General features: G+C 34.0%; 10 protein-coding genes. All 10 read right to left on the minus strand.

Annotated elements, in window-relative coordinates; genetic code table 11:
• Nucleotides 1–31 precede the first annotated feature (31 nt).
• The 10 genes from acs to FG167_RS15675 all read right to left on the minus strand — a co-directional run bounded on the left by acs (nucleotide 32) and on the right by FG167_RS15675 (nucleotide 13,505).
• Nucleotides 32–1,939 (minus strand): acetate--CoA ligase, encoded by a 1,908-nt coding sequence (acs, locus tag FG167_RS15630; RefSeq protein WP_055443248.1) that lies wholly within the window; start codon nucleotides 1,937–1,939, stop codon nucleotides 32–34.
• A gap of 17 nt (nucleotides 1,940–1,956) precedes the next feature.
• On the minus strand, nucleotides 1,957–3,852 hold the full coding sequence (locus FG167_RS15635) for an acetate--CoA ligase (RefSeq protein WP_203459146.1): 1,896 nt from the start codon (nucleotides 3,850–3,852) through the stop codon (nucleotides 1,957–1,959).
• A gap of 293 nt (nucleotides 3,853–4,145) precedes the next feature.
• A complete protein-coding gene (locus FG167_RS15640) occupies nucleotides 4,146–4,511 on the minus strand; it encodes a response regulator transcription factor (RefSeq protein ID WP_055443251.1) in 366 nt (121 codons plus the stop codon).
• A 16-nt stretch (nucleotides 4,512–4,527) separates the two neighbouring features.
• Entirely contained in the window at nucleotides 4,528–7,218 is a 2,691-nt protein-coding gene (locus FG167_RS15645) for a sensor histidine kinase (protein ID WP_203459147.1), read from the minus strand.
• A gap of 351 nt (nucleotides 7,219–7,569) precedes the next feature.
• Nucleotides 7,570–9,336 (minus strand): sodium:solute symporter family protein, encoded by a 1,767-nt coding sequence (locus FG167_RS15650; RefSeq protein WP_203459148.1) that lies wholly within the window; start codon nucleotides 9,334–9,336, stop codon nucleotides 7,570–7,572.
• A gap of 33 nt (nucleotides 9,337–9,369) precedes the next feature.
• Complete coding sequence (locus FG167_RS15655) at nucleotides 9,370–9,630, minus strand: DUF4212 domain-containing protein (RefSeq protein ID WP_203459149.1); 261 nt, start codon at nucleotides 9,628–9,630, stop codon at nucleotides 9,370–9,372.
• 11 nt (nucleotides 9,631–9,641) lie between these two features.
• A complete protein-coding gene (locus FG167_RS15660; protein WP_203459150.1) occupies nucleotides 9,642–10,904 on the minus strand; it encodes a hypothetical protein in 1,263 nt (420 codons plus the stop codon).
• A gap of 105 nt (nucleotides 10,905–11,009) precedes the next feature.
• Nucleotides 11,010–11,429, minus strand: a complete 420-nt coding sequence (locus tag FG167_RS15665) for a helix-turn-helix domain-containing protein (RefSeq protein ID WP_203459151.1) — start codon at nucleotides 11,427–11,429, stop codon at nucleotides 11,010–11,012.
• Nucleotides 11,430–11,582: 153 nt separating this feature from the next.
• On the minus strand, nucleotides 11,583–11,936 hold the full coding sequence (locus FG167_RS15670) for a DUF779 domain-containing protein (RefSeq protein ID WP_203459152.1): 354 nt from the start codon (nucleotides 11,934–11,936) through the stop codon (nucleotides 11,583–11,585).
• 69 nt (nucleotides 11,937–12,005) lie between these two features.
• A complete protein-coding gene (locus FG167_RS15675; RefSeq protein WP_203459153.1) occupies nucleotides 12,006–13,505 on the minus strand; it encodes an aldehyde dehydrogenase family protein in 1,500 nt (499 codons plus the stop codon).
• Between the last annotated feature and the right edge of the window lie 94 nt (nucleotides 13,506–13,599).

The raw sequence follows: 13,599 nt of genomic DNA on the forward strand, positions 1-13,599 counted from the left end.
TTAGACGTCAATACAATAAGAATTGCTACAACTACAACGCATTATCCATAATATCCTTAACACATTCTGGATTTAACAACGTACTGATATCTCCAAGGTTATCGGTATCTTTCTCGGCTATTTTACGTAAAATACGACGCATAATTTTTCCACTTCGTGTTTTTGGTAATCCTTCTGTAAATTGAATTTTATCTAGTTTAGCAATTGGTCCTATTCTGTCTGCAATCATTTGATTAATTTCTTTTTCAAGATTATCATGATTTCTGCTTTCTCCTGCATCTTTTAAGGTTATATAACCATATAACGCACTTCCTTTAATATCATGAGGAAAACCTACAATAGCACTTTCTGCAACTGCTGGATGCTCATTAATAGCATCTTCAATTGGTGCTGTACCTAAATTATGACCGGATACAATGATTACATCATCTACACGTCCTGTAATTCTATAATAACCTACCTCGTCTCGTAATGCACCATCTCCTGTAAAATACATGTTTTCAAAGGTTGAAAAATAAGTATCTTTATACCGTTGGTGATTTCCCCAAATGGTTCGTGCAATACTCGGCCATGGGTATTTTATACATAAACGTCCTTCTACTTGATTGCCTTTAAGTTCTTCGCCGTTTTCATCTAATAATGCTGGTTGAATTCCTATAAAAGGTAAAGTGGCATAGGTTGGTTTTGTTGGTGTTACATACGGAATTGGAGTTATCATAATACCCCCTGTTTCAGTTTGCCACCAAGAATCTATAATTGGACTTTTCTTTTTCCCTATATTATCATTATACCAATGCCATGCTTCTTCGTTTATTGGCTCTCCAACACTTCCTAAAACTTTAAGCGAAGATAAATCGTATTTTTCAACCAATTCAACACCTTGTTTTGCTAAGGCACGAATTGCTGTTGGTGCTGTATAAAACTGATTTACTTTATGCTTATCAACAATATCCCAAAAACGACCAAAATCTGGATAACTAGGTACGCCTTCAAATAGTACCGTAGTTGCTCCATTACATAAAGGTCCATAAACAATATAACTATGTCCTGTAATCCATCCAATATCTGCAGTACACCAATACACATCATTTTCTCTATATTGGAAGGCATTTTTAAATGTGTATGCCGTATATACCATATAGCCAGCTGTAGTATGTACCATTCCTTTTGGCTTACCTGTAGATCCAGAGGTATATAAAATGAATAACGGATCTTCCGCTTGCATCACTTCTGCTTTACATTCATCTGAAGCAGCATCTAATAATGGTTGTAACCATTTGTCGCGGCCTTCTTTCATGGTTATATCGGAGTTAATTCGCTTTGCGACTAAAACCGTATTTACTCCTGGACAACTTTCTAAAGCTTCATCTACAATGCCTTTTAAATCTATCGTTTTGGATCCACGATACGAACCATCTGCAGTAATAACGATTTTACAATCACTATCATTAATTCTAGTTGCTAAGGCGGTGGATGAAAATCCTGCAAAGACAACAGAATGTATTGCTCCAATTCTGGCACATGCCAAAACAGAAATTGCTAATTCAGGAATCATTGGTACATAAATACAAACACGATCTCCTTTTTTTACACCTTGCTCTTTTAACACATTTGCAAACTGATTTACACGATGGTATAATTGATTATATGTAATATGTTCTGCTCCTTCCTTTGGGTCATTTGGCTCAAATAAAATAGCCGTTTTATCTCCTCGAGTTGCTAAATGCCTGTCTATACAATTTTCAGTAATATTTAATTGTGCGCCTTGAAACCATTTTATCTCTGGTTTTTTGAAATCCCATTCTAAAACTTTATCCCATTTTTTTCGCCATAAAAAATGTTCTTCTGCAATTTCTTCCCAAAAATTCTCAGGGTTTCGGACGGATTTCCTATAGACTTGATAGTATTCTTCTAAATGTTTTATGTGATAATTACTCATATTTTGTTTGTTTAATATTATTTATGAATCCCAATACTATGGGTTTGATAGACGGTTTTGATTTCGATTATAATAGCAACATCATCAATAGTAGATGGTACATTATACTGTTGCTCGTCTGCGATATTACGCAACAATTTACGAAGAATTTTCCCACTTCGTGTTTTTGGTAATCGGTCTACAATTAATACATCTCTAAAGGATGCAACTGCTCCAATTTCGCGACGTACATCTTGTATGATTTCTTTTTTAATGGTTTCTTCATCATAGTTTTCTCCCGATTTCAAGACCACTAAACCAAGTGGTTTTTGACCTTTAATCTCACAATGCACACCAAATACAGCACATTCTGCAACTGCTTTGTGTGAAGCTACAATTTCTTCCATTTCGGCAGTAGATAATCGGTGTCCGGCAACGTTAATAATGTCATCTACTCGACCGGTTATAAATACATAACCATCTTCATCTTTATATCCACCATCTCCTGAAAAATAATAACCAGGGAAACGGTCTAAATAACCAGATTTAAAACGCTCAGGATTTCCCCAAAGGTTACTTAATGTTCCTGGTGGTAATGGTAACTTCACAGCGACGTAACCTTCAACAGATGATTCTACTTCTTCGCCTTCTTCATTTAAAATCTGAATATCATAACCACAAACAGGGAAACTCGCAGAACCTGGTTTCACCTCTTGCAATTTAACACCAACCATATTTGCTATCATTGGCCATCCACTTTCCGTTTGCCACCAATGATCAATTACTGGAACTTTTAAATGCTCTTCTGTCCATGTTAAAGTAGCTACATCACAACGTTCTCCTGCTAAAAATTGATATTTCAAACAAGATAAATCATATTGTTTTAATAGGTTTCCGTTAGGGTCTTCTTTTTTTATCGCTCTAATTGCTGTTGGGGCAGTAAACATTACTTTTACGCTATGTTCACTTATGACACGCCAAAACGTAGAAGCATCTGGAGTACGTATTGGTTTTCCTTCAAATAGAATCGTAGTATTTCTGTTTAATAATGGTCCGTACACAATATAACTATGACCAACAACCCAACCCACATCACTTGCAGCCCAAAAGGTATCCCCTTCATTCACACCATAAATGTATTTCATAGAAAATTTTAAAGCAGTTGCATAACCGCCTGTATCTCTAATAATTCCTTTTGGTGTTCCTGTAGTTCCTGAGGTATATAAAATATAGGAAGGATGTGTAGATGCTATAGAAATGGCTTCGATAGAAGGAGATTCTTCCACTAAAGTTGTATAATCGATATCATAGTTTTTCTTCGGAATCTCTACACCTAATTCTCTATCAAAGACAATCACATGTTCTGGTTTGTTTTCCGCTTTAGCGATGGCTTGATCCACAAAGGGTTTATACGGAATAATTTTCTCAATTTCAATACCGTTAGAAGCTGTAATAATAGCTTTTGGTTTACAGTCGTCTATTCGAATAGCCAACTCATGTGGTGCAAATCCACCAAATACCACCGAATGTATGACTCCTATTCTAGCACATGCTAACATAGCAAATGCAGCTTGCGGAATCATTGGCATATAAATAATACATGTATCTCCTTTTTGCAATCCTAAACGTTGCAATCCACCAGCAAGTTTAGATACTTCCTGATGTAATTGATTAAAAGTTATATGTTGCTTTGTATTGGTTACTGGCGAATCATAAATAATTGCATTTTGTTCTCCAAAACCATCTTTAATATGTTTGTCTATGCACAAATAACTTAAGTTAAGTTGTCCATCTTCAAACCATTGATCATAGTTGTGTTTATCCTTTGACAAAATAATTTCTGGATGTTTAAACCAATCTAGTTGATTCGCTTGCTCTTTCCAGAATTGTTCTGGATGCTGTATACTTTTTTTGTAAAAATCTTGATAGAACATGGCTACGCTTTTTTAGAATTAAATAAGCCAAACCAGTTAGGATTAAGCACTTTTAGTTTGATGAGGGCCCAAATTATTACCACAAAACAAATCCCCATAACTATAGATAGCATAGGACTTACAGCGGTTTGATTTTCAAATTTAAACCTTAAAAAAAGCGTAGTAATAATGTAGATACTAATTATAATATCTGACGCTAATGGGTTGATGTGAAATTTCATGTCTTTAAACTTTAATTAAACTTAGTTTGTTTGCACACAAAACCAATTTTAAATAAACTTAAAAAACGATTTCTAAGTTACTAGTTCCATAATTTCTGAAACTATTTTTTTTACTGAAAAAGGTTTTGTTAAATACTTATCTGCTCCAAGTCTCAAACCCTTTTCAATATCTGAAGCTTTATTTTTTGCAGTTAAAAATACTACTTTGGTATCTTTTAAACTGTCTGTATTTTTAATATGTGTTAAGGTTTGATAACCATCTACATTTGGCATCATAATATCCAACAAAACTACATTAGGAATATGATGTTTTAATATCTCTAAAGCCTCACTTCCATCTCTTGCAATAAACACTTCAAAATCTTGTTTTTTGAAGGTATATTCTAACGACATTACAATATTTGGTTCGTCGTCCACAATTAAAATTTTCTTCTTCATACTTTAAGACAACAATTTACTTAAATGGTAGCGTAAAAACAAGTATTGCTCCATCTTTTTTGCCTTTTTTAGCCCAAATTTTTCCGTGATGTTTATCTACTATTTGTTTTGTAATTGCCAAACCTAAACCACTCCCTTGAGGTTTACGTGTATTTTGATCTTTAGACTGATAAAATTTATCAAAAATAAAATCGTGATCTTCTTCTGGAATACCTTTACCATTGTCGGTTACAGAGATTTCCACAAAAGCATTACCAAGTTTAAAATCTATTTCAATTATTCCTGTTTTAGGACTACAAAACTTAATTGCATTAGAGAGTAAATTGGTTAATACTTGTAAAATACGATCCTCGTCATAATTTGTATTAAATGCATGTGAATTTTTATTTTTAATTTGCACTTCTTTTTTAGCGGCTATTTGAGAGATACTACTTATTGCTTTGGTGATGGTTTTTTGAATGTCATGGTATTGCATATCCAAATTTAATCGTCCCGTTTCTAACTTTTCAAAATCCAGTATATTGTGAATTAATCGTCCTAAACGATCGGAATCTTGGAGTATATTTTTTAAAAATTGTGCCTTTATATCTTTAGGCATATCATCCTCTTCATCCATCAACAACTCGGTAGCAGCACGAATACCAGTGATTGGAGTTTTTAGTTCATGAGCAACAGTGTCTAAGAATTCGTCTTTCTGTTTGTCTTTGCTTATTAATTCTTCATTAGCATCTTTTAGTTTTGAAGACAGTTGAGACAGCTCGTTTGATTTTTCTATCAGTACTTTATTACTAACAATATTTTCTTTAGATTCCTCTAAAATCTTCAATACTTCCACCAAACTAATCTGCTCTTCTTTTACCACGCTCGCAATCAGTATTTTAGCTGAAGCTGAACCAATGCTTCCGGTAAGCAGTTTTTCAGAAAAATTAATTAATCGTGCATCTGCTAACTGCGTGTCTTGTGGTAATTTATATTTGGTAAAGAAAATAGTTAATGCACGAGTGGCTCTTTTTTCGCCTAAAAAACGGACAAGCACACTTTTAATATCCGATACATACGCTTCCCCTTTCCATACCAACGCACTGTCTTGAAGGGAGGAGAAGTTTTTACTATCTACAAACATTTCGGCATAATTACGTTCGCGATAATTTCCTTTAGAAATTAAAGAAAACACCAAATAAGACATCATATTAAAAGTCATACTCCAGAAAAATGCATGAGCTGGCGGACTTAAAAAATCGATACCAAATAAAGCATAAGGCTTTAAAGCTGAAATACCCATTAAACCATATTGTGTAAAATCGTCTGTTCCTGTATACACCCGAATGGTAAATGGTAATACCAAAGTATAAACAGCGATAAAAAACCCAACAATAATACCTATTATAGCTGCTTTTGAAGAACCGCGATTCCAAAATAAACCAATAAAAAAAGAAGGTGCTAATTGCGATATAATAACGAATGAAATTAAGCCAATAGAATATAACGAGAGTTCTTTTGAAAATAATACATAAAAGAAATACGCTGAAATTATAATGGTAAAAATAGAAATACGACGAATATTTTTAATGTATTTGGAATTTCGTTCTGGTTGGTTTTTAATGAATTTATCTAGAAATCCATACGGAATAATCAGATTATTACTTACCATAGTAGATAAGGCCAAGGTGGATACAATAACCATGGATATTACTGCTGAAAAGCCTCCTAGAAAAACAAGGGTTGCAAAAAAGGAGTTTCCGTTTTCTAATGGTAATAACAAGGAATAATATTCCGCATTTTCCGTAGACCCGAAGGTTAGTTTTCCTGCCCAAGCAATAAATATAACAAAGAGATTAAATAGCAATAAATACAATGGAAACAACCAAATTGCTTTTTTTAAATGTTTTTCTCTATTGTTTTCTAAAACCGAAACTTGAAACTGTCTTGGTAGTAAAAAAATAGCCATAAAAGATAAACCGATTAAGAAAAACCAATTGAAACCATCCTCTATTCCGCCAAGCGTAGTGAGCTCTTTAAAGTTTGGTGTCACTGAAATTTTATTATAAATATCTGTAGTACCATCAAATAAATAATAGGTAACATATATTCCGATAGCTAAAAAGAATACGAGTTTTAAAACCGACTCGAAAGCCACTGTAGCAATAATACCTTTGTGTTTTTCGGAAGCATCTGCATTTTGCGTTCCAAAAAAGGTTGCAAAAATGGCTAATATTAAAGCCACATAAAATGTAGAATCATCTATAACTACTGTTGAAATATAACTGGTATCATCCGACATGATCTCAAAAGTTTCGGAGACTGCTTTTAGCTGTAGTGAGATATATGGCAATGTACCGAACAAACATATAATAGTCACTAACGCACCAAGAAACCTATTGTTTCCGTAACGCAAGGAAATAAAATCGGCTATAGATGATATTTTATGCTGTTTAGAAATTCGGATAATTTTTCGAAGTACCACAATCCACAAAGGAGCAGCAATAACAGGACCTAAATAAATAGGTAAAAAATTGATTCCGGAATTTGCTGCAATTCCAACGCTTCCGTAATAAGTCCAAGCAGAACAATACACAGCTAAAGACAAGGTATATACATATGGATTATTCACCCATTTGCTTTGGCGTTTTTTTTCAGCTAGAAAAGCAATGTAAAATAACACTGCTAAATAGATGATAATAATAATTATTAAAGCGTAATTATTCATAATGGCGTTTTAAAACGATATATGAAATTACGATAGATACTAACCAAATGGAAAATATGGAGAAATATAAAGTTGGAATACCAAAAATGGCGCCTTCAAAATTAAAAATTAAGATGAATGGTATATTAAAAATAAGAAACAATGCTATCGATAGTACGACAAGCTTTTGTTCGTGGCGTTTTTTCATGGATTGGTTGTTTTTCTTTCCGCGAAAGCGAAAAAATAGTAATGCTACTAATATAAGAAATCAGCACTACATAAATGTAATGCTGATTCTCAAACTAACTAAATTAAATTAAGTTCCTTATTTTTCAGCAAAAGCTAAAAGAATATAAGACAAAACTCAATATTTTAATGGTCTGAAGCTTCACCTGCTCCAGAAGGTATTCTAATACTTTCCACCATGTCTTGTACATTTTGAGGTGGTGCTGGTGTCATACGTGAAACGACTAATGAAATTACAACGTTTACTAGCATTGCAATGGTACCAAATCCTTCAGGAGAAGTACCAAACCACCAATCTTCACTTGTTCCACCACCAAACATGTTCAGTTTAAATTTCATCATATAGAACATCATTAAAACGATACCTACAATCATACCTGAAATGGCACCTTGGCTATTCATTCGTTTATCAAAAATTCCTAAAATAATGGCCGGAAAAAAGGAGGCTGCGGCGAGACCAAAGGCGAGTGCGACGACTGCTGCCACAAATCCTGGAGGATTAATTCCGAAGTAACCTGCAATTAAAATTGCTACAAAAATGGAAATTCTTGCTGCTGTTAATTCATTTTTATCTGAAATATCTGGCTTTAATTGTTTTTTAATTAAATCGTGAGAAATAGATGTAGAGATTACTAAAAGCAATCCTGCTGCTGTAGATAATGCTGCTGCAAGTCCACCGGCTGCTACTAATGCAATTACCCAATTTGGTAAATTAGCAATTTCTGGATTTGCTAATACCATGATATCTCTATCTACATACAATTCATTTTCAGCATCACTTGCGTTAGATACCATACGTTCTCCATGAGCTCCTCTTGCATCTGTATACACTGGTTTTTTGCTGGATAAAGCGCTTCCCGCTACGTATTGTATTTTCCCATCGCCATTTTTATCTGCCCAAGCAATTAATCCAGTGTCTTCCCAGTTTTTAAACCATACAGGAATTTCTTTGTATTCTTTATTACTTACCGTTTCTATTAGATTTGTTCTTGAGAAAACGGCAATTGCAGGTGCTGTTGTATATAAAATTGCGATTAAGAATAACGCATAACCTGCAGATTTACGTGCATCTTTCACTTTAGGCACTGTAAAGAAACGCACAATTACGTGAGGTAATCCAGCTGTTCCTGTCATTAATGCTAAAGTAATTGCAAATACATCCCATGTAGATTTTGTTCCGCTTGTGTATTCGTTAAAGCCGAGTTCTGTATGTAATAAATCTAGTTTATCTAGCAGAAAAGCGCCACCTTCTACTTTTCCTCCCATTCCTATTTGCGGAATGATATTTCCTGTCATTTGCATCGAGATGAAAAATGCAGGAACCATAAAAGCAAAGATTAAGACACAATATTGTGCTACTTGCGTGTATGTAATTCCTTTCATTCCTCCTAAAAGAGCAAATGTTAGTACTACGGTCATTCCAATAAGTACTCCTAAATTAATATCTACTTGTAAGAATTGAGAAAACACAATACCTACACCACGCATCTGACCTGCAACATACGTAAATGATACAATTAATGCGCAAATTACTGCTACGGTTCTAGCGGTGTTTGAATAATATCGATCTCCAATAAAATCGGGAACGGTGAACTTACCAAATTTACGTAAGTAAGGCGCTAATAATAATGCAAGTAGCACGTATCCACCAGTCCATCCCATCAAATACACAGAGCCATCATATCCTGAAAAGGAGATAATTCCTGCCATACTTATAAAGGAGGCGGCACTCATCCAATCGGCTGCGGTAGCCATACCATTTGCTAAAGGAGAAACGCCTCCACCAGCAACATAAAATTCTTTTGTTGAGCCTGCTCTTGCCCAGATTGCTATTCCAAAATATAAGGCAAAAGTAATCCCTACTAATAACCATGTCCAAAATTGTACACTCATAATTTTTGTTTTTTTATTAAGATTAGTTTAGGATTACTCGTCGTAACCGTATTTTTTATCTAGTTTATTCATTAGTCTTACGTAAACGAATATTAAAATCACGAATACATATATAGAACCTTGTTGGGCAAACCAGAATCCTAGTTTAAATCCGCCAAGTCTAATGGTATCTAATTCTTCTCTAAATAATATGCCGCATCCAAAGGACACAACAAACCATATCACAAGTAATATTGCTAAATACTTGATGTTTTCTTTCCAGTACGCGGTAGCGTTGTCTTGTTTATCACTCATAGTTATTTATTTTATAGATATATCATTGCTTGAAGTGAAATAGTGTTTGTATCTACGGCACCAAATTGTTGATTGTTATATTCTAAGGTTAGTTTTGAGTTATGCCCACTCATAAAAGCATTAACACCTATTCCTAATGTTGTTCTGTCATCACTTGTAGCATCATAACTATGCGAACCATAACTTACATAAGGTTGAAATCTTGTTTTTGTTTTATCCCCATTAAATACATAACCAACATGACCATATAGCATGTCTCCTGTACCATAAGCACTATACAAATAATCTTTTCCGTAGTCATTACTTTGAAATACAGCGTACGCAGTAATGGCGCTACCTTTATCTCCTATTGGTGCATCATAAAAAGCATCTACAGCAAATATGGAAACATCTTCCCCTTTTAAATCTGGATTTAATAAGGTTCCGTTATCTACAACAGATCCTTTTGGATGTAAAAAGAAACCTGCTCCTACGTTGAATACTTTTTTAGTACCTAAGTAGGTTCCAACTTTATATGGTAAAAAATTAGATTCCTGATCGAAGAAATGGTAATCAAAATATCCTGCATACGTTTTTCCTGCATCTTTAGAACCTAAAGTAGAACGACCATTATATACTGCTTGTCCAGCAGCAACTTGTGTTCTATCTGAAGCATCTCTACCATCTAAAGTAGCATTGGCTGCATCGTTAATGGCAACGCGATATTGCAATTTGTTAAATTTACCTTTTGCAAAAATCCCTAAATGGCGTGCAAATTGATCGGATAACCCTATAGTAGCCCAGGATTGTCGATTATTATCTAAAGTCATCATGTTTAAGGTACTCTGGTTATTTAATCTAGAAATACCATTAAAATAATGTAGCCCTCCACCAACAGTGTGATTTTTGCCTACATTATATTGGGCCCAAACATCATGAAAAAAGAGTTGTGAACCATCTCCTTTTCCTGTAGGACTTAAAGTAGTACTTGTTAAGCTGTTTAATCCGAAATGTGTTAAAATTAAGAAGTCTTTGCTAATTTGTGCAAACATTAAAACACGAGCACGACGTAAATTGAAGTTTAATTTACTATTTTCATTTCCGTTAGCATCAAATGTTTCGTCTGTATTATAATTTGCTTGGACTTGTGCCCAAGAAATAAGTCGAAGATATTTAGAACCTTCTTCGTTAAATTTAAACTTAAGTCCTCCATCATAATCTGGAGAGCCTTGAGCGGTCATAAATTGAAAGGACATTAAAAAGAGTCCTGCCAATAAAAGGGTTTGTTTTCTCATTGTTTAAAGGATTAGTTAGTAATAATTGGTTTTGTGTGCACCACTAATCTCTAAAAAACAATCTGTTAACAAAAAATTAATATATCTTTTTGTTAAATTACTATACTAACTTTTAAATCGTTCCCATTTAATAAGCATAAATTTATCTCCCAACTCAGTAACTACAACACCTGCTCCTTTTATATTTTCAGAATTACTAAAATAAACACCTAATTCTGAAGCATTTAAAATTTTATATGTTGGATGGTAATTAGCATTATGCGGACGTTTAATATTGTACTTTTTCACCCAATTCATGATACTAACATGAGAGATTCCTAAAATACGTTCGATTTCACGATAGGTTAACCCTTCTAAATACAATTGAAGCGATTTATTAACGTAGTAGTCATCTATCTTCTTTCCTATCTTATTCACAGAGAAAAAATAATTGCACTTTTTACACTTATAACGCTGTCTATCGTTAACAATTCCGCTTTTAATGTAATGGTCTGATCCGCAATTAGGACATAAATCTACTGTCATATATATTAATTTAGCATAAATATATCAATTTAGCAATAAAATAAAAAATCAATTGTTAAAAATTTAATTATTAAACATAAAAAAAGCCCTAAAATCAAGAATACCATGGATTTTTAGAGCTTAAATTATTAAAATGCAATATTGATAAGAATATCAGCTATTAAAAAAAGCTTCTTCCTCTTGGGTTAATAAACGGGAGTGGATTAAAAAACGAAGTCCTAGTGGAATTTCTAAAGAAAAACTAGCACCACGACCTTCCGTTACATCTACCGTTAAATGTGTGTGCTTCCAATATTCGAATTGGTCTTGGTTCATATAGAAATTCACTCCATTTAAAGTTCCTAATAAGATATCACTTTCGTCCAAGTACATATCTCCTTTTTCGAAAACCATTGGTGCAGATCCATCACAACAGCCTCCACTTTGATGAAAAATCAAGTCACCATGTTTGGCTTTTAACTGTTCTAAAACTTTTGTTGCTGCATCTGTAATTGCTATTCTTTCCATAATTTAAAGGTATTAAAAAAGGCTGAATTATAACTCAATTCAGCCTTTAGCGCTATTAATCAAAATATTTTAAAAGAAACCTAATTTGTTTTTATCATATGAGATTAACATGTTTTTGGTTTGACGATAATAATTAAGCATCATCACATGGTTTTCTCTACCAAATCCAGACTTTTTATACCCTCCAAATGGCGCATGCGCAGGATATGCATGATAACAATTTACCCAAACACGACCGGCTTTTATTGCTCTTGGAATCTGATATAATTGATGTGCATCCCGCGTCCAAACTCCTGCTCCTAATCCGTAAAGCGTATCATTAGCAATCTCGATAGCTTCCGCTTCATCTTTAAATTTAGTCACACAAACTACAGGTCCAAAAATCTCTTCTTGAAAAACCCGCATTTTGTTATGCCCTTCTAATATCGTTGGTTTGATATAGAAACCGTTTGCTAAATTCCCACTAAGTTCATTTGCAGCACCTCCAGATAATACTTTTGCACCTTCTTCTTTTCCTATTTCGATATAGGATTTTATTTTCTCGTGTTGGTCTTTGGATGCTTGTGCACCAACCATAGTATTCACATCATACGGATTATCTTGAATGATAGCATTTGTTCTTTCCACAACACGCTTCATAAATGCATCATAAATATCTTCTTGCACTAAAATTCTAGAAGGCGCTGTACATACTTCCCCTTGATTAAAAGCGAATAAAACAGCACCTTCAATCGCTTTATCTAAAAACGCATCGTCATGATCCATCACCGAATTAAAAAACACATTTGGAGACTTCCCTCCTAATTCCATAGTCACCGGATTTAGGTTTTTGGACGCATACTGCATGATTAATTGTCCTGTTGTTGTTTCTCCTGTAAACGCTACTTTATCTACTTTAGCGCTAGACGCCAATGGTTTTCCTGCTTCCGGACCAAAACCGTGTACAATATTTACAACTCCCGGAGGAAATACGTCTGCAATTTTTTCCATTAAGAAAGTCGCTGAAGACGGTGTTTGTTCTGCAGGTTTTAAAACCACACAGTTTCCTGTTACCAAAGCTGGAGGTAATTTCCAGGACAGCATTAACAGAGGAAAATTCCATGGAATAATTTGTCCGATAACACCTAGAGGCTCTTTAATATTCATGGACAAAGTATTTTGATCTAACTCGGTTGCGCTTCCTTCTTCCGAACGGATACAAGCTGCAAAATAACGCCAATGATCTACTGCTAAAGGAACATCTGCATTTAGCGTTTCGCGAATAGGTTTTCCGTTATCACAAGTTTCAATAAGCGCAAACTCTTCTAGATTTGCCTCAATAATATCTGCTACTTTATTTAATAAGGTTGCTCTTTCTGTTGCCGAAGTATTTCCCCAAGCTTCCTTTGCTGCATTCGCTGCATCTAGAGCCATTTCTACATCCTCTTTTTGAGAACGAGGATATTTTGCTATAAAGGAATTATCGATTGGTGACGTATTCTCAAAATACTGACCACCTATGGGTTCTACAAATTTTCCGTTTATAAAATTGCCATATTTTTCTTTAAATTTCGGTTTAGAATAACTCATATAAATTCTTGTTAAATTAGTAATTAGATAATTTTTTAATCTAAAAAATATATTATCTTTATTTTTGATAAAGTTATTTTATCATATCCTAATT

The sequence above is a fragment of the Lacinutrix sp. WUR7 genome, assembly GCF_016864015.1.
In the GTDB taxonomy this organism is placed as follows: domain Bacteria; phylum Bacteroidota; class Bacteroidia; order Flavobacteriales; family Flavobacteriaceae; genus Oceanihabitans.